The 22,711-nt window shown below is 73.4% G+C and carries 16 protein-coding genes; 8 read left to right on the top strand and 8 right to left on the bottom strand.

Translation table 11 applies throughout. The features are described from left to right. Positions 1–6: 6 nt before the first annotated feature. A complete protein-coding gene (locus ACRQ4C_RS04880; protein WP_290132495.1) occupies positions 7–1,326 on the bottom strand; it encodes a magnesium transporter MgtE N-terminal domain-containing protein in 1,320 nt (439 codons plus the stop codon). 150 nt (positions 1,327–1,476) lie between these two features. Between ACRQ4C_RS04880 and ACRQ4C_RS04885 the strand changes: the two genes are divergently transcribed. Then, a complete protein-coding gene (locus tag ACRQ4C_RS04885; RefSeq protein WP_439690337.1) occupies positions 1,477–2,496 on the top strand; it encodes a general stress protein in 1,020 nt (339 codons plus the stop codon). Between the two features lie 327 nt (positions 2,497–2,823). Here the strand turns inward: ACRQ4C_RS04885 and ACRQ4C_RS04890 are convergent, their stop codons facing one another. Together ACRQ4C_RS04890 and ACRQ4C_RS04895 are read right to left on the bottom strand one after the other, a co-directional pair. After that, positions 2,824–3,306 (bottom strand): GNAT family N-acetyltransferase, encoded by a 483-nt coding sequence (locus ACRQ4C_RS04890; RefSeq protein ID WP_290132493.1) that lies wholly within the window; start codon positions 3,304–3,306, stop codon positions 2,824–2,826. A 9-nt stretch (positions 3,307–3,315) separates the two neighbouring features. Next, the gene (locus tag ACRQ4C_RS04895; protein ID WP_439690338.1) at positions 3,316–4,800 is read right to left on the bottom strand and encodes an aminopeptidase P family protein; all 1,485 of its coding nucleotides are present in this window, start codon (positions 4,798–4,800) and stop codon (positions 3,316–3,318) included. A gap of 70 nt (positions 4,801–4,870) precedes the next feature. Here ACRQ4C_RS04895 and ACRQ4C_RS04900 point away from each other — a divergent pair, with 70 nt between their 5' ends. Continuing rightward, complete coding sequence (locus ACRQ4C_RS04900; protein WP_400410090.1) at positions 4,871–5,743, top strand: PHP domain-containing protein; 873 nt, start codon at positions 4,871–4,873, stop codon at positions 5,741–5,743. An 88-nt stretch (positions 5,744–5,831) separates the two neighbouring features. Here ACRQ4C_RS04900 and ACRQ4C_RS04905 read toward each other — a convergent pair whose 3' ends face one another. Further along, complete coding sequence (locus ACRQ4C_RS04905; RefSeq protein ID WP_439690339.1) at positions 5,832–7,334, bottom strand: DEAD/DEAH box helicase; 1,503 nt, start codon at positions 7,332–7,334, stop codon at positions 5,832–5,834. 84 nt (positions 7,335–7,418) lie between these two features. On the opposite strand from ACRQ4C_RS04905, the gene ACRQ4C_RS04910 reads away from it, so the two are divergent. Then, on the top strand, positions 7,419–8,132 hold the full coding sequence (locus tag ACRQ4C_RS04910) for a ferritin-like fold-containing protein (RefSeq protein WP_400410086.1): 714 nt from the start codon (positions 7,419–7,421) through the stop codon (positions 8,130–8,132). 71 nt (positions 8,133–8,203) lie between these two features. Here the strand turns inward: ACRQ4C_RS04910 and ACRQ4C_RS04915 are convergent, their stop codons facing one another. Further along, a complete protein-coding gene (locus ACRQ4C_RS04915; protein WP_439690340.1) occupies positions 8,204–8,500 on the bottom strand; it encodes a hypothetical protein in 297 nt (98 codons plus the stop codon). Position 8,501: 1 nt separating this feature from the next. Beyond that, positions 8,502–8,726, bottom strand: coding sequence for a DUF3107 domain-containing protein (locus ACRQ4C_RS04920; protein WP_400410082.1), 225 nt, complete (start codon positions 8,724–8,726; stop codon positions 8,502–8,504). Positions 8,727–8,856: 130 nt separating this feature from the next. Here ACRQ4C_RS04920 and ACRQ4C_RS04925 point away from each other — a divergent pair, with 130 nt between their 5' ends. Further along, complete coding sequence (locus ACRQ4C_RS04925) at positions 8,857–12,012, top strand: ATP-dependent helicase (protein ID WP_439690341.1); 3,156 nt, start codon at positions 8,857–8,859, stop codon at positions 12,010–12,012. Then, entirely contained in the window at positions 12,009–15,224 is a 3,216-nt protein-coding gene (locus ACRQ4C_RS04930; RefSeq protein ID WP_439690342.1) for a UvrD-helicase domain-containing protein, read from the top strand. Before ACRQ4C_RS04925 ends, ACRQ4C_RS04930 begins: the two co-directional genes overlap by 4 nt. A 96-nt stretch (positions 15,225–15,320) precedes the next feature. Here the strand turns inward: ACRQ4C_RS04930 and ACRQ4C_RS04935 are convergent, their stop codons facing one another. Then, positions 15,321–16,319, bottom strand: coding sequence for a phosphotransferase (locus ACRQ4C_RS04935; RefSeq protein ID WP_290132484.1), 999 nt, complete (start codon positions 16,317–16,319; stop codon positions 15,321–15,323). 95 nt (positions 16,320–16,414) lie between these two features. Between ACRQ4C_RS04935 and nudC the strand changes: the two genes are divergently transcribed. Together nudC and ACRQ4C_RS04945 are read left to right on the top strand one after the other, a co-directional pair. After that, positions 16,415–17,350 carry an NAD(+) diphosphatase gene (nudC, locus tag ACRQ4C_RS04940; protein ID WP_439690343.1) on the top strand — a complete coding sequence of 312 codons (936 nt, stop codon included), beginning with the start codon at positions 16,415–16,417 and terminating at the stop codon, positions 17,348–17,350. Continuing rightward, the gene (locus tag ACRQ4C_RS04945; protein WP_439690344.1) at positions 17,347–19,113 is read left to right on the top strand and encodes an ATP-dependent helicase; all 1,767 of its coding nucleotides are present in this window, start codon (positions 17,347–17,349) and stop codon (positions 19,111–19,113) included. The genes nudC and ACRQ4C_RS04945 overlap by 4 nt, the downstream gene beginning before the upstream one ends. Positions 19,114–19,968: 855 nt before the next feature. Here ACRQ4C_RS04945 and ACRQ4C_RS04950 read toward each other — a convergent pair. Next, positions 19,969–21,411, bottom strand: a complete 1,443-nt coding sequence (locus ACRQ4C_RS04950; protein ID WP_439690345.1) for a zinc-dependent metalloprotease — start codon at positions 21,409–21,411, stop codon at positions 19,969–19,971. Positions 21,412–21,515: 104 nt separating this feature from the next. Between ACRQ4C_RS04950 and ACRQ4C_RS04955 the strand changes: the two genes are divergently transcribed. Then, the gene (locus tag ACRQ4C_RS04955; RefSeq protein ID WP_290132480.1) at positions 21,516–22,625 is read left to right on the top strand and encodes a YlbL family protein; all 1,110 of its coding nucleotides are present in this window, start codon (positions 21,516–21,518) and stop codon (positions 22,623–22,625) included. The last annotated feature ends 86 nt before the right edge of the window (positions 22,626–22,711 follow it).

Consider the following 22,711-nt stretch of genomic DNA (forward strand, 5'->3'; position numbering starts at 1 on the left):
CGGGTGTCATCCGTTCGGGCCACTGGTGGTCCTCCTTCCCGTGGTCACGGGCGTCTTGCGCGAGCGTTGGCGAGGCAGGGGTGAGGGTTCTCCCTCACCCTGACTTCGCCAGTCGTCGGGCAGGACGTGGTCGAGGACGTCGTCGATCGTCACCACCCCGACGAGACGGTGGGCGTCGTCGACCACGGGGACGGACAGCAGGTTGTAGGTCGCCATGATCCGCGTGACCTCCGCGGCGCTGGCGTCGACCCGGACCGGTTCGGTCTGCTGGTCGATGAGCGTGCCGAGCCGCTCGTTCGGCGGGTAGCGGAGCATCCGCTGGAAGTGCACGAGCCCGAGGAAGCGACCGGTCGGCGGCTCGTACGGCGGGAGCACGACACAGACGCTCGCGCCGAGGGCCGGTGCGAGCTCGTGGCGTCGGACGAGCGCGAGCCCCTCGGCCACGGTCGCGTCGGCCGAGACGATCACGGGCTCGGTCGTCATGAGACCACCGGCCGTGTCGGGCTCGTACTCGAGGAGCATGCGGACGTCCTGCGCCTCCTCCGGCTCCATGAGCTGGAGGAGGGCCTCGGAGCGGTCGTCCGGGAACTGCGCGAGCACGTCGGCGGCGTCGTCCGGCTGCATCTGGTCGAGCACGTCGGCGGCGCGGGCGTCCTCGAGGCGGCTCAGGATCTCGATGCGCTCCTGGTCGGGCATCTCCTCGAGGACGTCGGCGAGCCGGTCGTCCGGGAGTTCCTCGGCGACCTCGAACCGGCGCTCCTCGGGCAGGTCGAGCAGCGTCGACGCGAGGTCGGCCGGCAGCAGGTCGGAGTAGGCGGCGATGACGTGCTCGGCGGACTGTGCCTCGCCGGGGAGTTCGTCCTCGGTGACCTCGTTCCAGGTCGCGAACGTCGTCGGGCCCTTGCCGAACGGGGACGGCGTCGTCTTCGGCTTGCGGAGGAAGAGCTGCGACACCTCCCAGTCGCCCTGCCCGCGATCCTCGATCGCGACGTCCTCGATCGTCGCCCGGATGCGTTGGTTCTTGATGAGCACCTTGCGTCCGAGCATCTCCGCGATCACGCGGACCTCGCCGCCGCGCTGCTCGAAGCGGCGCATGTTGACGAGGCCGGTGGTGATGACCTGGCCGGCACCGATCGACGTGATGCGGCCGACGGACACGAAGATGCGGCGCTTGCCGGGGACCTCGACGATCAGCCCCACGACGCGCGGGGAGTCGACGCGTCTGTAGACGACCAGGACGTCCCGGACGCGGCCCACGCGGTCGCCCGCGGGGTCGAAGACGGAGCACCCGGCGAGGCGGGCGACGAAGACCTTCGTGGCGCTCACCCGACCAGCGTAGCCGTTCGGTCCTGCGCCGACGCCGCCGCACCTGTGCAGGCTCACCGATCGGACCGGCCGCCCCCGGGTACGAGCCCGGTCGGCGGCTTCCCTGGGAGCGCACGTGCGATTGCAAGGTGTCCGGTGGATGATGGCTGAGTGAGCAATCAGAGCCCCTTCGGCGGCCGGACGGCCCAGGCATTCCCGACGCTGCCGCGTGGCGACGTCCTCGGCACCTACGACAGCTACCCGGAGGCGCAGCGCGTCGTCGCGAAGCTCGCCGAGTCGGACTTCCCGGTCGCCAAGATCGCGATCGTCGGCAACGACCTCAAGACCGTCGAGCGCGTCACCGGCAAGATGACCTACGGCCGCGCCGCCATCGCGGGCGCGCTGTCCGGCCTCTGGCTCGGCATCTTCTTCGGCATCGTCCTCACCCTCTTCTCGCCGACCGCCGGCGGCCTCATCATCGCCGCGGCCATCATCGGCGCCGCGTTCGGCATGCTCTACGGCATCGTCTCGTTCGCGATCACGAAGCGGCAGCGGGACTTCACGAGCGTGCACCAGGTGCTCGCGACGAACTACCAGATCGTGGTGGACCCGCAGCTGACCGGGCAGGCGCAGAAGATCCTCGGGCAGTTCGGTGCGACGCAGTCCACCCACTGGGACTCGCCGTCGTCCTCGTCCTCGCAGGGTGCGCCGGTGAACCGGCAGGAGCCCTGGCGGCCCGAGCCGCGCCAGCAGCAGGAACCGTGGCGGCCTGACCCGCGCCAGCAGCAGGCGCCCTACGGCGGGCACGCGACGCCCCACCAGCAGCCTGGAGGCACGCAGCAGTCCGGTACGTCGGCCCCCGGCGCGCAGACGGGAGCGCCGCGGTACGGCACGAACGACGGCCCGCGGTACGGCGAGGTGCCGTCCGGCGCTCCGGTCGGTCCTGCCGCCGGGCAGCCCGGGGCCCCGTCGAGTGCTCCGGCTGGCCCCCCGCGCTACGGCACGAACGACGGTCCCCGGTACCAGCCGCCGGCAGCCGGGGCCGACCGCCCCGCCGAAGCGGCACGTCCCGGCGAGCAGCCCCAGTTCGGCGAACGGGTGACCCCCACGTCCGCGCCCTCGTCGGCGCCGGAGCAGGGCCGTGGCGACGGGGAGCGACGTCCGGGTGACGAGGAGTCTCCGCGCTCCTGACGGGTGCCTCGCCGCCGGGACGACGTCGCTGGTCGCACGACGTGCCGTGCGCCGAACGTGTCGGTCGCGCGATGTGTCGGCCCGCCCGGAGTCGAGCGGCATGTCGTGCGACCAGCCGCGGGGCGCGGGCGCGAGCCTGCGCTGGGTCGGCGTCCCGCTGTTGGCACGGAGCTGGTCGCACGGCGTGCCGCGCGCCGGACGTGTCGGTCGCGCGATGTGTCGGCGCGCGCGGAGCCGAGCGGCATGTCGTGCGACCAACCGAGGACGCGGACGCGGACGCGGACGCGGACGCGGACGCGGCGCCAGTCAGCCCGACGCGACCCGGGGTTACAGGACCTTCGAGTAGCAGACGGAGGTCGGCACGCCCGCGTACGGCCCGAAGTTCGCGATCCGCGTGAAGCCCTCGCGTTCGTAGAAGCCGATCGACCGCTTCTGCTCCGTGCCCGTCTCGAGCACGAGCGCCGGTGAACCGAGGTCGAGCGCTGCCTCTTCCAGGCGACGGAGGAGTGCGGTCGACACCCCGGCGCCGCGCGACTCCGGCCGCACGTACATCCGCTTGATCTCCGTGATGCCGTCCTGGACGACCCGCAGCCCACCGCAGCCGAGCGGCGTGCCCGAGGCGTCCCGCGCGACGAAGAACACCGCGATCGACTCGGCCGTGGGCTTCTCACCCGGCTCGGTGTCCTGCCCGTAGGCGCGGTCGATCTCCAGGCGCTGCGCGGCACGGAGGCGCTGGGCGTCCGGGGAGTCGAAGTGCTCGACCTCGATGTCGAGGTCGTCCGTCGTCGGCGTGTGCTCGGGCGTGGTCACCCGCTCAGGCTAGCGGCCGGAGCGGGCGATCCACCCCTCCACTTCCGAGGGGGTCCGGGGGATCCCGATCGACAGGTTCTCGGCGCCGTCCTCGGTCACGAGGATGTCGTCCTCGATGCGCACACCGATGCCGCGGAACTCCTCAGGCACCGTCAGGTCGTCCTGCTGGAAGTACAGGCCGGGCTCGATCGTGAACACCATGCCGGGCTGCACGACGCCGTCGATGTACATCTCACGGCGGGCCTTCGCGCAGTCGTGCACGTCGAGTCCGAGGTGGTGGCTCGTCCCGTGCACCATGTACCGGCGGTGGAACTGGTTCTCGGGCTGCAACGACTCGTCCGCAGTGCCGGGCAGGAAGCCCCACTCGGCGGTCTTCCGGGCGATGACCTCCATCGCGGTGGCGTGCACCTGGCGGAAGGTGATGCCCGGCTTCACGATCGCGAACGCCGCGTCCGCCGCTTCGAGCACGGCTTCGTAGACCATCCGCTGCACCTCGGTGAAGGTGCCGCTCACCGGCAGGGTCCGGGTGATGTCGGCGGTGTAGTACGAGTCGACCTCGACCCCAGCGTCGATGAGGATCAGGTCGCCCGGCTGCACGGCGCCGTCGTTGCGGGTCCAGTGCAGGATGCAGGCGTGGTGCCCGGACGCCGCGATCGTGTCGTACCCGACGGTGTTGCCGTCCGCGCGGGCACGGCGGTTGAAGGTGCCCTCGACGATGCGCTCGCCGCGGGGGTGCGCCAGCACGGCGTCGAAGTCGGCGATGACGTCGTCGAAGCCGGCCTTCGTCGCCGCCACGGCCTGGCGGAGCTCGTGCACCTCGTACGCGTCCTTCACCAGGCGGAGCTCCGAGAGGTCGCGGGCGAGGACGTCGTCGGTCGCCGGGGCGCCGTCCTGCTCGGGTGCGCCGCCGACCGCGCTGCCGAGGCGCTCGTCGAAGGAGCGGGTCAGGTCGGTGTCGGCGTCGCGGACCACGAGCACGGTGGCGTCGAGGCCATCGACGACCGCGTCGAGGTCGCCCAGGTCGGCGGTGGCGACGCCGAGGTCGGCTGCGACCTCGGCCAGGGACGGACGCGGCCCGACCCAGAACTCGCCGATCTCCGGGTTGGCGTAGAACTCTTCGGAGTCGCGGCCCGCCGTCGCCCGGAAGTACAGGGTGGTGTCGTGCCCGGAGCCGTTCGGTGTCATCACGAGCACGGAGCCGACGACCGTTTCGGAGCCCCAGCCGGTGAGGTGCGCGAACGCGGAGTGCGGTCGGAACGGGTAGTCGCAGTCGTTCGAGCGGACCTTCGCCTGGCCGGCCGGCACGACGATCGTGCGGCCGGGGTGCAGCTCGGAGATGCCTGCCCGACGTGCGGCGGCGTGCGCGGCCTGCTCGCGGGGTTCGGGCAGCGGGCGCTCACGCTCGGCCCACTGCGACCCGATGTAGTCCTTGAAGGTCGAGGAGCCGGGGGTCGTGGAACGGTTGCTCGTCGCGCGGGGAGTGGTGTCGGCCATGCACCCATCCTCGCACCGTCCCGACCACCGCGGCCTGTACGCGTGCTCACCTGTGGATACCATTGGCGACGTGCCCGATCCGTTCATCGACCTGCACACGCACTCGAGCGTGTCCGACGGCACCGAGCGCCCCGCCGAGCTCGTCCGGGCCGCCGCAGCCGCCGGGTTGGACGGCGTCGCACTGACGGACCACGACACCACCGCTGGCTGGGACGAGGCGATCGCGACCGCCCGCGAGCTCCCGGTCACGCTCCTGCCCGGCCTCGAGCTCAGCACCCGCATCGGGTACCGCAGCGTGCACGTGCTCGGGTACCTCGTCGACCCGACCGACCCCGCGCTCGTCGCCGAGACCACCCGCATCCGCGACGGCCGCCTGGCCCGCGCGCGCCGCATGGTGGAGCGCATCGGCGCCGACCACCCGCTGACCTGGGACGACGTGCTCGCGCAGGCGAGCGAGGGTGCGACCATCGGACGCCCGCACATCGCGGACGCCCTGGTCGCCCGCGGCCTCGAACCCGACCGGAGCGCGGCGTTCCGCGGCATCCTGCACCCGGCCTCCGGGTACTACGAACCGCACGAGGCTCCGTCGCCACTGCGCGGTGTCGAGCTCATCCGCGGTGCCGGCGGCGTCCCGGTCATCGCGCACCCGGCAGCGTCGTCGCGCGGCATCGTCATCGACGAAGAGATGCTGCGCGCGCTCGTCGGCGCGGGGCTCGGCGGCCTCGAGGTCGACCACCGCGAGAACGTCTCCCACGGCAAACGCACCCTGCTCGACTGGGCGGTGCGCTTCGACCTGTTCGTCACCGGGTCGAGCGACTACCACGGCACCGGCAAGCCGAACCGACTCGGTGAGCACCGCACGTCCCGCGCTGCGTTCGACGCGATCGTCGCCGAGGCCACCGGTTCCGCACCCGTCTCCGGTCCGGGCGCCCGCCTGGCCTGACCCGGCAACCCGGTCCCTTCCCGACCCCGGTGGGCGGGGACGACGAAGGGTCCGTCGCGTCAGCGACGGACCCTTCGTCCTGGAGGCGCTACTCGCCCTCGCCGGCGGCCTGCGGTGCCGAGGCGGTCGCCTCGGACGAGCCGGCACCGCTGCGGCGACGACGCCGACGGCGGCGCTTGGCGGCCCCGTCACCGGAACCGGCCTCGGCGGTCGCGCCGTCCGTGGGGGGAGTGGTGGGCGCCTGCGTGTCGGACGGTTCCGTCGTGGCCGGAGCCGAGCCTCCCGAGCGGGTGCGACTGCGCGAACGCGACCGCGAGCCGCCGGAACGACCCTCGCCCTGCTGACCGCCGCGCTGGCGGTCGCCACCCTTGCCCTCGCCGGTGCCGGCCGACGCGGCGTGCGCCGACGAACCGGGGAGGCGGCCCTTGGTGCCGGCGGGGATGTCGAGGTCGGCGAAGAGGTGCGGGGACGACGAGTAGGTCTCGACGGGTTCCGGGATGCCGAACTGGAGCGCCTTGTCGATGAGCGTCCACTTGTGCAGGTCGTCCCAGTCGACGAACGTGACCGCGATGCCGGTCTTGCCGGCGCGACCCGTGCGGCCGGCACGGTGCAGGTAGGTGTCAGGGTCGTCCGGGATCGTGTGGTTGATGACGTGCGTCACGTCGTCGACGTCGATGCCGCGGGCCGCGACGTCGGTCGCGATGAGGACGTCGCGCTTGCCGGCCTTGAAGGCGGCCATGGCGCGCTCACGCTGCTCCTGGTTGAGGTCGCCGTGGACGGCGGCGGCGTTGAAGCCGCGGTCCTTCAGCTCCTCGACGAGCTTCGCGGCGGCGCGCTTCGTCCGCGTGAAGATCACGGTCTTGCCGCGACCCTCGGCCTGCAGGATGCGGGCGATGACCTCGTCCTTGTCGAGCGAGTGCGCGCGGTAGATGACGTGCTTGATGTTCGCCTGCGTCAGGCCCTCGTCCGGGTCGGTCGCGCGGATGTGCACCGGGCGCGACATGAAGCGACGGGCGAGTGCGACGATCGGGGCGGGCATCGTCGCCGAGAACAGCATCGTGTGCCGCACGGCCGGGACGGCCTGGAAGATGCGCTCGATGTCCGAGAGGAACCCGAGGTCGAGCATCCGGTCGGCCTCGTCGAGGACCACCTCCTGCACGTGGGAGAGGTCGAGGAGGCGCTGGCGCTGCAGGTCGATGAGGCGGCCCGGGGTGCCGACGACGATCTGCGCGCCGGCCTTGAGCTGCTCGATCTGGCCCTCGTACGCCTTGCCGCCGTAGATCGACACGATGGTCGTCGGGCGGTTCGAGGTGGCCAGCTCGAGGTCCTCGGTCACCTGGACCGCGAGCTCGCGGGTCGGGACGACGACGAGGGCCTTCACGCCCGGCTCCGGAGCGGCTCCGAGGCGCTGGATGAGCGGCAGGCCGAAGCCGAAGGTCTTGCCGGTGCCCGTCTTGGCCTGACCGATGATGTCCTGGCCGGTCAGGGCGAGCGGGATCGTCTGCTGCTGGATCGGGAAGGGCTCGATGATGCCCTTCGTCGCGAGCGCGTCGACGATGTCCTGCTCGATGTTGAGGTCTGCGAAAGTCAAAGAATCACCCTAGTCCTGGTGGAAGTCCCGACCAGTCTACCGACGCGGACCGGGGTCCCGGGTCCGGACCCCTATGCTGCTGGCGTGGTCTCTTGGTGGAACCGGAAACGTGCTGCGCGGCTGGCTGCCGCCTGGCTCGCCTCGCGCAACCCGAAGAAGGCGTCCGGTGAGCGGCTCCGGCTGGACGACGTCAGCCCCGAGCTCGACGTCTACCTCGGTCAGGCCGCGTACCTGCAGCTGTCGATGTACGAGACGATGGGCCGCGCCGGGGCAGCGGCGCCGACGCTCTCCGGACGGCTGGTCACGGGCGTGCTCGCGACGACCGCGCTCGAGCGACACCGGACCATCGTCGCCGAGATCGAGCGGAACGGGCAGGACCCGGCCGAGCTCATGGCGCCGCACCGCGAGGCGATCGACCGCTTCCTCGAGCGGACGAGCGGTGCCGACTGGTACGAGTCGATGCTCACCGGCTACGTCACCGCCGGCATCCTCAACGACCTGTTCGACGACCTCTTGCGCTCGCTCCCGATCGACGTCCGGCAGCGGCTCCGCACGGTGTTCGACGCGCGTGAGGAGGCGGCGGTCGTGGAGGAGCTGACCGCGCACATCGAGGCCGATCCCCGCGTGGGGTCGCGACTGGCGATGTGGGGCCGGCGACTCGTCGGGGACACCCTGCTCGTGGCGCGGTCGGCGCTCGCGTCGCACGCCCGGGAGGACCAGTCGCGGCTCGAGCCGGTCTGGACGGAGCTCATCGCAGCGCACAGTCGGCGGATGGACGCGCTCGGCCTCACCGCCTGAGTCGCACAAGAGCGCCGGCGGCTCTGCTGAGTTCGCCGGCGGAGCGGTCGGCCGCGGCGCGGCTCAGCGGTTCAGGCGCCGTTCGCCCGGACGCGCTCGTAGTACGCGTCGTCGGCTGCCCGGCGACGGCTGCCGAGCACCCACGCGACCACGGCCGCCGCGACGGCCGCGCCGACGAGTGCCGCGACCCAGATCCAGCCGCCGTCGTACGGCCACCCGGCCCAGGTCAGGGCCTCCCAGAGCACGGCCGAGGCGACGCCGCCGACGACCGGACCCACCAGGACGCCCCGGCTCGCGCGCCACGGCAGCACGACGTGCGCGACGGCCCCGACGAGCAGGCCGCCGAGCACGGCGAAGAGCAGCTCCACGTCAGGCGACGAAGCCGATGCGACGAGCCTCTTCCGCGCCGACCTCGACGTACGCGAGCGACGCGACCGGCACGATGAAGCGACGGCCCTTCTCGTCCTGCAGGGAGAGGTGCGTGGCCTTCGCCGTGAGGGCCTCCGACACCGCCTGCTCGATCTGGTCAGCGGTCTGCGCGCTCTCGAACGCGATCTCGCGCGGGCTGTTCATGATGCCGATCTTGATGTCCACGACCACAGCGTAGCGGGGCGGTCCCCGGCTGCTCCGGCCGTTCGCCGCGGGCGCACACCACCCGCGCGGAACGGTCCACGGCGCCGTGTCGGGCGTCGGCGGTGTCGGCCGTCGTGGGTACCGTACGAGCGTGCCCCGGACCACCCTCACGCCCACCCCCGACGACACGGGCGTCGCGCGTGCGCTGGCCCCCGACGCGGCCCAGGACGCCGTGCTCGCGCTGCCCCCGGACCGGCACGCCGCGGTCATCGGCGCCCCGGGCACCGGCAAGACCACGACCCTGGCCCGGCTCGTCGCCCAGCGCCTCCGGGCAGCGGACGCGATCTCCTCGGACGGGTACGCCACGGTCCTCGCGCTCACCTCGGCGCGCACCGCCGCGACGGCCCTGCGCGACCGCCTGGCGACCGCGGTGGACCGCGTGGTCCCCGGGGCCCTCGCCCGCACGGTGAACTCCCTCGCGTTCCAGGTCGTCACGCACGCCGCCGTCGCACAGGGGCAGGAGGTCCCGACGCTCCTCACCGGCGGCGAGCAGGACCGGATCATCGCCGACCTCCTCGCCGGGCACGAGTCCGACGGCACGGGCCCGGACTGGCCGGAGCCGATCACGGCCGTGGTCCGCGAACGCGCCGGGTTCCGCACGGCACTGCGCGACGTGATGATGCGTGCCGTCGCCGCGGGGATCGAGCCGGACGAGATGCGCGAACTCGGCGACGAGACCGGCCACCCGGAGTGGCGCGCGGTCGGGGACTTCGTCGACGGGTACCGCGCCGCGCTCTCGGCCTTCCGCGCGACCAGCCTCGACGCCGCCGAGCTCGTCGCGTACGCCACCGCCGCCGTCCTCCGCGGGCAGGTCCCGCCGGCGGTCGCCGCACTCCGGACCGTCGTGGTCGACGACACGCAGGAGCTCGTCGAGGGCGAGATCGCGCTGCTCGGCGCGCTGGCCCGCTCGGGCGTGCAGGTCGTGGCCTTCGGCGACCCGGACATCGCGGCGTCCGCGTTCCGCGGCGCCGTGCCGGACGTGCTCGGTCGGCTCGGCGCACGGCTCGGCGTCGCCGACGTCGAGCAGGTCGTCCTCGGGACGGTCCACCGGCACGCCGCACCGGTCCGGGCCCTCGTCACCGGCATCACCGCACGGATCGGCGCGGCGGCGGCCGGTCGGCAGCGCTCCGCGGTCGCCACGGTCGCCGACGCCCGGTCCGACGCGGTCGTGCACGTGCAGGGCGCGAGCCGTGCGGCGCTCGTCGTCGCGATCGCCCGGCGACTCCGCGAGCACCGGCTCCTCGACGGCGTGCCCTGGCACCGGATGGTCGTCGTGACCCGCAGCGGCGCCGCGATCCCCGAGCTCGTCCGGGCCCTGTCCGTGGCCGAGGTGCCCGCGACCGCGGGGGCAGCGCCCGTGCGGGTCCGCGACGACTCGGCAGCGCGGTCACTCCTCGACGCGGCGGCCGTCGCCCTCGGGGTGCTCCCGCTCGACGCGGACCTCGCCACCGCGTTCGCGACCGGGCCGCTCGGCGGCCTCGACACCCTCGCGATGCGGCGGCTGCGGCTCGCCCTCCGCCGCGAGGAACTGGCGGGTGACGGCACGCGCACCGCCGACGAGCTCCTCGTCGAGGCGCTCGGCGCTCCGGAACGCCTCGCGACGATCGACGCCGGGTTCGCGCGGCGGGCCACCCGGCTGGCGAAGAGCCTCGTGCAGGCCCGCGCCGACGCCGAGGCGGACGCCAGCATCGAGGAGATCCTCTGGGGGCTCTGGGAGCGCAGCGGTCTCGCGGAGGTCTGGCGGTCGCAGTCCGAGGCCGGCGGCGTGGGCGCGGGGGAGGCCGACCGGCACCTCGACGCCGTGGTCGGGCTCTTCACCGCAGCGAAGCGGTTCGTCGAGCGCACGCCGGACGCGCCAGCGCGGGTGTTCGTCGACGACCTGCTCGACGCGGACCTCCCGGAGGACTCCATCGGACCCGACCGGACCGCCGGCCGGGTGCGCGTGCTCACCCCGTCGGCGACCGTCGGCCTCGAGTGCGACGTGGTGGTGGTCCTCGGGCTGCAGGACGGCGTGTGGCCGAACACCCGGGTCCGCGGCAGCCTGCTCGACCCCGACGGCATGGTCCGCGCGGCCGAGGGCACCGAGCGCTCGGCCGTGGACGACCGCGCCGCGGTGATCGCCGACGAGCTCCGCCTCTTCGCCCGCGCGGTGTCCCGGGCGACGAGCCAGGTGGTGATCGGCACGGTCGCGAACGACGACGAGTCCCCGTCGCCGTTCGTCCGCCTCGTCCCGGAGCCGCCGGACCGCGCCGCGACCGTGCACCCGCTGTCGCTGCGCGGTCTCGCCGGTTCGCTCCGACGACGGGTCGTGGCCTCTGGTGACCCGGAGGCCGCGTCCGCGCTCGCCCGTCTGGCCGAGGCCGAGGTCCCCGGCGCCGACCCGGACGACTGGTACGGCACGGCGGAACCGACGACCGACGCACCGCTCGTCGACCTCGACGCCGAGCCGGCGCCGGAGTACGAGGGCGGACCGGTGGTCGCGCCGACCGTGAGCGTCTCGCCGTCGCGCATCGGCACGTTCGAGGAGTGCCCGGTGCACTGGTTCGTGCAGACGTTCGGCGGCGGCGCCCCGAGCCCGGCGATGGGCATCGGCACGATCGTCCACGACGCCATGGAGCACGCCACGAGCGTCGACGTCGAGTCCCTCTGGGCGCACGTCGAGTCCCGCTGGGGCGAGCTCACCTTCGAGTCCCCCTGGATCGCCGACCGCGAGCGCGCCCGCACCCGCCGGATGATCGAGGGGCTGAGCGACTACCTCCGCACCTTCGCCGCGGCCGGCCGGCGCCTCCTCGGTGCCGAGACCGCGTTCTCTCTCGTGACCGGCCCGGCACGGATGCGCGGCAGCATCGACCGCATCGAGGTCGACGCCGACGGACGCATCAGCGTGGTCGACCTCAAGACCGGTCGGTCGATGCCCAGCGAGAAGAACGACATGCCGGAGCACCCGCAGCTCGGCGCGTACCAGCTCGCGGTCGAGGACGGCGCCGTCGAGGGCGTCCCGGCGGGTGCGCCGATGGCGGACGCCCGGCTGGTGTTCGTGCAGAACGCCCGGAGCACCCACGCGTACTCGGAGCGGACGCAGCACGCGTTCGACCCCGACGCGCGTGAGGCCTACCGGGAGCGCCTGCACGGGGTCGCCCGCGGGATGGCCGGTCGGACGTTCCTCGCGAACGTGGACGACCACTGCGAGCAGTCCCGGACCGGCGCCGAGTGCCGGATCCACGTCGTCGGGGAGGTCACCTGGTGAGCACGGAACAGGTCGCCGTCGCTGTCGCACGCAGCGCCGACGAGATCGCCGACGCCCTCGGCCGTCCCCGTCCCACCGCCCAGCAGCGCGCCGTCATCGAGTCGCCGCTCGCCCCCGCCCTCGTCGTCGCCGGGGCCGGCAGCGGCAAGACCGAGACCATGGCGTCCCGGGTCGTGTGGCTCCTCGCCAACGGTCTGGTCCGCCCCGACGAGGTCCTCGGCCTGACCTTCACCCGCAAGGCCGCGGGCGAGCTCTCGGTGCGCATCAACGACCGCATCCGGGCCCTCGAGGACGTCGGCCTGATCACCCCCGGTGACGCGTTCGAGGCCCCGACCGTGTCGACCTACAACGCCTTCGCCAACTCGGTGTTCCGCGAGAACGCACTCCTGGTCGGCCGGGACGGCGAGTCGCAGGTCCTCACCGAGCCCTCTGCCTGGCAGCTCGCCCGCCGGGTCGTGGTCGAGGCCCGGGACGACCGGCTCGCCGGCCTGGACCGCGACGTCGACACCGTCACGGCGGCCGTCGTCGCCCTCGCCGGAGCAGCGTCCGAGCACCTCGTCGAACCCGAGCAGCTGCGGCGGTTCGCGATCGAGTTCGCGGAGGTCCTGGAACTGCCGGGCAACCGTGGCAAGCCCTACGCCGACGTCGCGAAGGCCGTGGCGGCGGTCGGCGGCCTGGAGCCCCTCGCCGACCTCGTCGAGCGGTTCCGTCGGCAGAAGGTCGACCGGGGGTTCGTCGAGTTCTCCGACCAGATCGCCCTGGCGCTCGCCGCGGCCGAGTCGGCGCCCCGCGTGGTCGACGACCTCAGGAGCCGGTTCGGCGTGGTGCTCCTCGACGAGTACCAGGACACGTCCGTCGTCCAGACCCGGTTCCTCGCACGACTGTTCCGGGGGCACCCGGTGATGGCGGTCGGTGACCCGCACCAGTCGATCTACGGCTTCCGGGGCGCGAGCGCGGCGAACCTCGGCCGGTTCCCGCGTGACTTCGGCGGTGACGACCAGCCGACCCCCGTGACCTTCCCGCTGTCGACGAGCTGGCGCAACCCGGTCGACGTCCTCGCCGCCGCGAACGCCGTCGTGTCGCCGCTGTCCGAGGCCTCGGACGTCGCGGTCGAGCGGCTCTCCCCGCGACCCGGTGCCGACGACGGTTCGGTCGAGGTCGTCTTCGCCGAGACCCTGCCTGAGGAAGCCGCGTCGGTGGCGCAGTGGTTCCGTGCTCATCGGCGGCGGGATCCCCGTGCGTCGATGGCGCTGCTGCTCCGGGCCCGGAAGGACCTCGCGGCCTTCACCGGGGCGCTCGGCGAGCTCGGGGTGCCGTTCCACGTGCTCGGCACCGGCGGGCTGCTGCAGCGTCCGGAGATCGTGGACCTCGTCGCGTGCCTCCGGGTGCTGCACGACCCGGCGGCCGGCAACGACCTCATCCGGTTGCTCGCGGGTGCTCGGTGGCGGGTCGGCGCCGCGGACATCGCCGCACTGCACGACCTCGCGAAGTGGCTGTTCGGACGCGACCACACCCAGCAGCGGCTCGACGACGACCTGACCGCGGCGTTCCGGGCGTCGGTCGCCGCGGGGGAGCACGGCTCGGTCGTCGACGCGCTCGACTTCGTGGCGACCGCGCCCGACGAGCACGGGGCCCTCGACCGAATCTCGCCGGCCGGACGGTCACGCATGCGCGCGCTCGGTCAGCAGCTCCAGGCCCTGCGGCAGCGTGCTCGGGGGGACCTCGTCGACTTCGTGACGCTCGTCGTGCAGGAGATGCGGCTCGATGTCGAGGTCGCCGCGCACGAGCAGGGCAGCCAGGCGTTCCTCGACGCCTTCCTCGACGAGCTCGCCGGGTTCGTCACCACCGACGACCGTGCCGACCTCGGTGCGTTCCTCGGCTGGATCGACGCCGCCGCCCGACGGGACGACATGGGACCGCGGTCCGAGGAACCCGAGGCCGGGACGGTCCAGATCCTGACGATCCACGGGTCGAAGGGCCTCGAGTGGGACGCCGTCGCGGTGCCGCGCATGGTCGAAGGGGGCCTCCCCGCGCGGCCGCAGGAGGGCTCCTCTGGTTGGATCGGCTTCGGCCGGCTGCCGTACGAGTTCCGCGGCGACGCCGACGAGCTGCCCCGGTTGGCGTGGCGCGGGCAGGAGACCCAGAAGGACGTCCGCGACGCGATCGAGGCGTTCAAGGCCGAGATGCAGATCCGCAACGAGGACGAAGAGCGACGCCTCACCTACGTGGCGCTCACCCGGGCGAAGCACGACCTGCTCGTGTCCGGCTCGTTCTGGTCCGGCGGTGTGAAGCCGACCGCGCCGAGCCGGTACCTCGTCGACCTCCGGGACGCCGGGGTGATCGCGGCCGATGCCGTTCCGGAGCAGTCGCACCACGAACACGACCCGCTGGGCGAGTCCGGTGCGACCCAGTCGTGGCCGCACGTGCCGTTCGGCCAGCGGGCGGCGCGGGTGCACGCCGCGGCCGACCGTGTCCGGAACGCGAACCCCGGTGCCGCCGGCCGGTTCGCCGCGGACATCGACCTGCTGCTCGCCGAGCGGGCCGCGGTCCGCAGCGCCCGGCACGCCGTGGTGGTGCCGCACCGCGTGCCCGCCTCCGGGTTCAAGGACTACCTGTCCGAGCCGGACCGGGTCGCCGAGCGGCTCCGACGCCCGATGCCGGAGCGGCCCTACCGCGCGACCCGGCTCGGCACGCTGTTCCACCAGTGGGTCGAGCAGCGTGCGCGCGCGGGCGGCTCGCTGGAGACGCTCGACCTGTGGGAAGGCGAGGCGGATCTCGACACGGACGACCTGCCCGACGCCTCGCCGACGGCACCCGTCACCGACGACGACGCCCGGCGGCTCGCGGCGTTCCAGGAGACCTTCGCGCGCTCGCGGTGGGCTGAGCTGACGCCGGTCGAGGTCGAGCGCGAGATCCACATCCCGTTCCTCGGGCACAGCGTGATCTGCAAGCTCGACGCCGTGTACGAGATCGACGGGCGGGCGGAGGTCGTCGACTGGAAGACCGGCAAGGCGCCGAGCGGACGCGACGACCTCGCGAAGCGGCAGTTGCAGCTCGCGCTGTACCGCGTCGCCTACGCGGAGTTCACGGGGCGGCCGCTCGCCGAGGTCGATGCGGTGTTCTACTTCGTGGCCGACGACCTCGAGGTGCGACCGACCGGGCTGCTCGACCGCGCCGGTCTCGAGCGGGCCTGGCGCGACGCGGTCGGCTGACGATCCCGCGTCGCGCCCCGCGCGCAGGGCGTGGAGCACCGGACGGGAGGCACGGTGCGGGCCGGCACCGAGCCTCCAGGCCGTCAGGTGGTGGCGTCAGCCGTGTCGACGCTCGGTCGACGACAGCAGCTGCTCGACCTCGCCGATCTCCATCGTCTCCGGCGAGACCGACTGCAGCGGTGCCGCGCTCGGTGCGTGCACCGCGTCGACCAGCCGGTGCATCATCGCGACCGCGTCGTCGACGACCTCGGTGCTCTTGACCTGCACGCCGTGCAGCAGCCACTGCGCGGTCTCGAGCTCGTGGTGCACGCGGGCGCGCTGCGCGAGCTGGCGGTCCCGGCCGCCACCGTTCGCCTCGTACGCGCTGAGGACGGTGTCGAACGCCTCCGCGCGACCGGCGAGCACCCACGCGAGGTCCTTCGCGGGGTCGCCGAGCCGCAGCTCGCCCCACCCGAGGACACCCGACACGGCGTCGCCCTCGACGAGGACCGACTCGGTGCCGAACGAGCCGTGCACGACGGTCGGCGTGAACTGCCAGAGCTGCTGGTCGCGGGCCGCGCCCTCCCAGCGCTCCTTGAGCGCCGCCGGGACGAGCTTCGTGGCGACCGCACGGTCCATCACCGAGACCGCGGAGCGCAGCACCTCGAAGGGGGTGAGCGACGGCAGGCCGGCGTCGGTGACGAAGCTCGTGGGGAGCTGGTGGACGGCGGCGACGGCGCGGCCGACGGAGGTGGCGAGGTCGGGCCGGTCCGCGAGCGACCGCAGCGTCGGGTGCGTGCCGGGCACGTAGGTGGTCACGATGGCGCGGGTCGACCCGATCGGCGCCTGGCCGCGGTACTCGGCCACCGCGAACGGGAGGCGCGTGCGGATCCCGGCGCTCAGCGCACGGATCGCGACGAGGTCGGCGGACTGCCGCGCCTCGGCGCGCTGGTTGCGTGGTCGTCGGATCGCGAGCGCGGTGCCGTCGGCGTCGCGGAGGACCGCCGACTCGTAGTCCCCGGACGCCGCCGAGCCGAGCGTGCGCGTGCCCGTGACGACGAGCCCGGGCACGGCCGTCGTCGCCAACGCGGCTAGAGTGAACTGGGATCCCGCCATGCCCATCAGGGTAGGTCCGTGTCGTCGCCATCCGGGCGCGCCACGCTGACCCGGGCGCTCCCGGCCGAAGCCGCTGATCTGAGGAGCCCTCCGCCGTGACCGTCGAGTTCGCCGCCAGACTGCCGCTGTCCCGGAACGAACTCGACCGCGATGCCGAGTTCCGCACCACGCCCGACCTCGACCGTGTCCTGCGCGAGGACCCCTCGACCCGGTACCTGCCGCTGCGTGGAGCCGAGATGCTCCGGAACGCCGACGGCACGCTGCGCTTCGTGTCGGCGGCGGACGTCCCTGCGGACACCGTGACGCTCTACCTCGGGCGTGCGATCACCGACGCGGCCGACGCCCCGGCCGGCACCCGGTTCGTCGCGGCCTTCGTCGACGCGGACACCGCACGGACGATCGAGCCGGACGAGGACGCCTGGGAGAGCCTGCGCATGTTCGGCACCGAGCTGTCCGCGCGGGACCAGGGCCTCGCGGTCGAGGCGGTCGCGATGGCGAACTGGCACGCCGTGCACGGCTTCTCGCCCCGCACCGGGTCCCCGTCGGAGGTCACCACGGGCGGCTGGGTCCGCCGCGACCCGGAGGGGCACGAACTCTTCCCGCGGACCGACGCGGCGATCATCGTGGGTGTGACGGACGCGGACGACCGCATCCTGCTCGGCTCGAACGCCGCCTGGGACGCCGACCGCTACTCGCTGCTCGCGGGTTTCGTCGAACCGGGGGAGTCCCTCGAGGACGCCGTGCGGCGCGAGGTCTGGGAGGAGTCCGGCGTCCGCGTCGAGGAGCCCGAGTACCTCGGGTCGCAGCCGTGGCCGTTCCCCGCGTCCCTCATGCTCGGGTTCCGCGCCCGTGCGGCCGACGGCGACCCGACCACGGCGCGGCCGGACGGCGTGGAGATCCTCGACGTGCGGTGGTTCTCGCGCGACGAGATCCGCGAACGCGCCGGTGACACCCTGCTGCTGCCCGGTCGGACCTCCATCGCCCGCGCCATCATCGAGGAGTGGTACGGCGGGCCGCTGGACCTGCCGTGAACGGGGTCGGCGCGGGCCGCACTCCGAACGCCCCAGCCGTCGGTCCGGCGTCGCCGTCGCCGGACGAGCTGCTCGCCGCACTCGACCCGGAGCAGCGCACCGTCGCCCGGACGCTGCTCGGCCCCGTCGCGGTGCTCGCCGGTGCCGGTACCGGCAAGACGCGGGCGATCACGCACCGGATCGCGTACGGCGTCGCGACCGGCACCTACTCGCCGAACCACGTCCTCGCCCTGACCTTCACCACCCGGGCCGCCGGCGAGCTCCGGTCGCGACTCCGAGCGCTCGGCGCCGGCACGGTGCAGGCACGCACGTTCCACTCGGCGGCGATGGCCCAGCTCAGCTACTTCTGGCCGGACACCGTCGGCGGCCACGCCCCGCGGCTCGTCGACAAGAAGGGACGGGTGATCGCGCACGCCGCGGACACCGTCGGACTGCACGTCGACACCCCCGTGCTGCGGGACCTCGCCGCCGAGGTCGAGTGGCGCAAGGTCCAGATGCTCACGCTCGACGAGTACGAGGCCGCCGCTGCCGAGCGCACCATGCCGCGGGACACCACCCCGCGGCGGGTGGTCGACCTCATGCGCGCCTACGAGCAGCTCAAGGACGACCGTCGGCAGCTCGACTTCGAGGACGTGCTGCTCGCGACGCTCGGCATGGTCGAGTCGGAGCCCCGGGTCGCGTCCTACGTGCGGCAGCAGTACCGCTTCTTCGTGGTCGACGAGTACCAGGACGTCTCGCCCGTGCAGCACGCACTGCTCCGCGCCTGGCTCGGCGGCCGGGACGACGTGTGCGTGGTCGGCGACGCGAGCCAGACGATCTACTCGTTCGCGGGGGCGTCGAGCGGGTTCCTGCTCGGGTTCGGGTCGGAGTTCCCGCGTGGTTCCGTCCTGCGGCTCGAGCGGAACTACCGCTCGACACGCGAGGTCGTGCACGCCGCCAACACGCTCATGCGCGGGCAGCCGGGTGCGCTCGACCTCGTCGCCCAGAGCACGTCCCCCGGGCCGGAGCCGGCCGTCGTCGCCTGCGTCCACGACGGTGACGAGGCGCAGACCGTCGCGCGGACGATCGGTGACGTCGTCGCCGGTGGTGCGGCCTTCGGTGACGTCGCGGTGCTCTTCCGGGTCGGCGCGCAGTCGGCGGCACTCGAGTCGGCGCTCGGCCGTGCTGGCATCCCGTACCGGGTCCAGGGCGGCACCCGCTTCTTCGACCGACCCGAGGTGAAGCTCGCGGTGCACCACATGCGGGGCGAGGCCGTCCGGCAGACCGACGACGAGCTGACACGTCGTGTGGGTCTCGTGCTGCAGGTCAGCGGTTGGACGCCGACACCGCCGGAGGGGACCGGCGCGGTGCGCGAGCAGTGGGAGGCGCTGCAGGCGATCATGGGTCTGGCCGAGGACGCCCCCGCCGGCACGACGATGCAGCAGTTCACCCAGGACCTCGTCGACCGCGCTGCCACGCACCACGAGCCGGAACTCGACGCCGTGACGCTCGCGACCCTGCACTCCTCGAAGGGACTGGAGTGGCCGCACGTGGTGATCGTCGGCGCCGCCGAGGGGCTCCTGCCGATCTCGCACGCCACCACCGACACCGAGGTCGACGAGGAACGACGCCTGTTCTACGTGGGCCTCACCCGAGCGCGTCGCTCGGTGACGGTGACGTGGTCGCGGCAGGGTTCGGTGCGCGGGGGCAGCCGGGCGCCGAGTCGGTTCCTGGCAGCGCTCGACACGCACAGCGTGGATGGGGCGGCACCGAGCGGCGTGTGACCGCCAGGTCGGACCGGTCGAGGACGAGCTGGTCCCGGTGGTCCGCGTCCCCGGGACGACCGCGGGCGACGGTCGCACTCGGCAGCCGTCCGAGCACGACCCGCACCGCGGCGACCGCGACCGCCGCCGTGCGCCAGGGGCCGAGGGCGGCAGCAGGACGCCCCCACACCTGCGCGGCGACGGCGGGCCACGCAGGGTCCTCGTCCGAACGGCCGTACTCGAGGCACTGCAGGCACGGACCGCGGTCGTCCGACACCACCGGACCGATCCGGACCGTGCCGTCGCCCACCACCACCGCCAGGTGCGGGACGTCGCGCCGCGTCCACGACGCCCGAAGCGCAGGGTCGACCACGTGGTCGGCGACGACGACGGCGAACGCCAGCGGAACGTCGTCGGGCTCCGTGTCCGCGGTCGGCCGGTCGCGCGCGGTCGGGGAGGGCTCCGTCCGGACCACCTCCGTGCCCTCGCCGGCGAGTTGTGCGGCGATCATGTCGGCGAGCGACCCCTTCCCGTGCACCTGCACGCGGGGCGAGGGCGGCGGCAGGACTTCGACGACGGCGGGGGAGGCGGCCGCGAGCACGGACGCCGCGACCTCCGGTCGGCAGCCGAGCGTGTCGGCGAGCGCGGTCAGCGCGTCGCGGCCGGTCTCACGGCGCAGCGCGCAGAGGAAGCGCTCCTCGGCCGTCGTGGGCACGGGGATGACGGCCCGTGGCGGGTCGACCCCGAGCTGCACGGTCGCCGGATCACGCCACACGAACTCGAGCGTCGGGTCGATGCGGATGCCCATGCACCCACCGTCGCGCACCCGGGCCGTGCTCGGGGCGGGCGGTGGCGATCTGTGGAGAACCCGCGCCGCTAGGCCTTCGGCCCCGCGCTGCCCTCGTCGCCGTCGGTGTCCGCGCCGCCCTCGTTCCCGTCGGTGTCCCCGCTGCCGTCGGGGTCCGCGACCCGGCCCTGCTCGTCCTCGTGCGGACGGCTGCCGGTGCTGTCGTCGAGGAGGTCCTGCAGCGCCTTGTCGAACTCGTCGTCCTCCGCGGAGAAGCCCGGGTTCTTCAGGCGGAGCACGAGCGCGTCCGGGGCGTCGATGTCCTCGGACGTCGGCACCGCGTCGAAGTGCGACCACAGGGCGTCCCGGCCCTCGGCGCCGAGTTCGTCGGTGACCCGCTGCCACATCGCCGCGGCCTCGCGGAGACGGCGCGGCCGGAGCTCGAGCCCCACCAGCGTGGCGAACGCCGACTCGGCCGGACCGCCGGCCGCTCGACGCCGCCGGACCATCTCGGCGATCGCGTCCGCGCGGGGGAGCCGGGCGGTGGCTGCCGCGGTGACGGTGTCGACCCAGCCCTCGACGAGCGCGAGCATCGTCTCGAGGCGGGCGAGTGCGGCGTCCTGCTCGGGCGTCCGCGGGGGGATCAGCGCGCCGGACGCGAGGGCGTCGCGGAGCTGCTCCTGGTCGGTCGGGTCGATGTCGGCGGCGAGCTCCTCGACGCGGTCGAAGGGGATGTGGATGCCCTTCGCGTAGTCGGTGATCGAGGAGATGATGTGCAGTCGCAGCCACCGGGCCGAGCGGAAGAGCCGGGCGTGCGCGAGTTCGCGGACGGCCAACCAGATGCGGACCTCGTCCTCGGGGACGTCGAGCCCCTCGGCGAACTCCGCGACGTTCTGGGGGAGGAGCGCCGCGACCTGCTCGTCGAGCAGCGGGACGCCGACGTCGCCGCCGGAGACGACCTCCTTCGAGAGCTGTCCGACGACCTGCCCGAGCTGGATCGCGAACAGGGCACCGCCGACGCCGCGCATCGCCTTCGAGACGTCGCCGAGCATGGCCTTGAGCTCCTCGGGCGCGCGCTGGTCGATCGCCTCGGTGAGGGCGTTCGCGATGCTCGAGGCGACCGGCTCCGCGATCTGCGTCCACACCGGAGCGGTGGCCTTCGCCCACTGCTCGCGGGTGTAGAGGCTCGGGGTGGCCGTGAGCTCGGCGACGGTCGTGACCTCGTCGAGCCACAGCGCCGCGACCTGGAACGCCTCGTCCGACGCCTGCGAGGTCGCGGGGTCGACCGCGTGGCCGCCCTCCCGCGCGATCGCCGTCGCACGCTCGGCGGTGACCGAGAAGTCGATGCCGTCACCACCCGACTGCGCGGCCCGCTGGAGCTGGCTCATCAGGTTGGCCACGAACGCCGGGTCGTCGGGGAGCCCGGCCGCACCGGCGAGCTGCGACGGGTCGATCTGGCCCTCCCCGGACAGCAGCTTGCGCAGCATCTCCTGGAAGTCGTCGTCCGGCCCCGGCTGCGGTTCATCAGGCATGCCGACTACGCTAACCGCTGCTCACGGGCACCGACCTGGGACGCTCCCGTGGGAACGCCCGAACCGCTGCGCCGAGGGCGAACACCCCCGTGGAAGGACCCTGCGTGACGCTCTTCGCCCCCGAGCCCCGTCGTCGATCGCGTGCCCGGACGCTCGGTTGGGCGTTCGTCATCGGCGCCGTCGTGCTCGGCCTCCTCGCCAGCTTCCTGCCGAGCCCGTACCTCATCGAGGTGCCCGGTCCGGTCTACAACACCATCGGCACGCAGGAGCAGGGCCAGGGCAAGGACGCGAAGGAGGTCGAGCTCATCCAGATCTCCGGGCGGAAGACCTACCCGACGTCCGGTGCGCTCGACATGCTGACCGTCGGCGTCCAGGGCGACGCCACGCACCGGCCGAGCTGGACGAGCGTCATCCGCGCGCTGTTCACGAAGTCCCAGGCCGTGGTCCCCGCGTCGCAGATCTACCCGCCCGGCACCACGAACGAGCAGATCAGCCAGCAGGACACCGCCGACATGCAGCAGTCGCAGCAGTCCGCCGTCGCCGCAGCCCTCGTCCAGCAGGACATCCCGGTGCCGACCGAACTCGAGGTCGGGACCGTCCAGAAGGGGTCGGCGGCCGACGGCACGATCGAGAAGGGCGACGTCATCCGCGCCTTCGACGGCACGCAGCTCACCGAGGACGTCGACGCGTCGAGCCTCCGTGCCGCCGTGGCGAAGCACGGGACGAGCAGCCCGGCGACGGTCACGATCGAACGCGACGGGACGGAACGCCAGGTCCGGGTCACGCCGCGCGAGCAGGACGGCACCGCGCTCCTGGGCGTCGGCGTCGTCGAGCGCTACGACTTCCCGTTCGACGTGAAGATCACCCTGCAGGACGTCGGCGGCCCCTCGGCCGGCATGATGTTCGCGCTCGGGATCATCGACGAGATCACCCCCGGCAAGCTCAACGGCGGCAAGCACGTCGCCGGTACCGGAACGATCACGGCGCAGGGGCAGGTCGGGCCGATCGGCGGCATCCGCCAGAAGATGTACGGCGCGAAGGACGCGGGCGCGACGATCTTCCTCGCTCCGGCGGACAACTGCGACGAGGTCGTGGGGCACGTGCCGGACGGGCTCGACGTCTACAAGGTCGGCACGCTCGACCAGGCGGTCACCGACCTGCAGACCATCGCGGCGGGGAAGAGCACCGCGGGGCTCGCGCGCTGCACGTCCTAGACCGGCCACACGGTCCACGCGACGTGTGCGCACGTCGCGATCCGCGCCTCCAGGCGGTCTGCCGGGAGGCAGTGGTCGCCTTCCTG

The sequence above is a fragment of the Curtobacterium sp. SP.BCp genome (genome assembly GCF_051903255.1).
Lineage (GTDB): Bacteria > Actinomycetota > Actinomycetes > Actinomycetales > Microbacteriaceae > Curtobacterium.

Excerpts from the sequence above, each read along its gene's own strand:
- ACRQ4C_RS04935 (WP_290132484.1), bottom strand. The coding sequence starts at position 16,319 with ATGGCGGGATCCCAGTTCACTCTAGCCGCGTTGGCGACGACGGCCGTG.
- ACRQ4C_RS04950 (WP_439690345.1), bottom strand. The coding sequence starts at position 21,411 with ATGCCTGATGAACCGCAGCCGGGGCCGGACGACGACTTCCAGGAGATG.
- ACRQ4C_RS04895 (WP_439690338.1), bottom strand. The coding sequence starts at position 4,800 with ATGGCCGACACCACTCCCCGCGCGACGAGCAACCGTTCCACGACCCCC.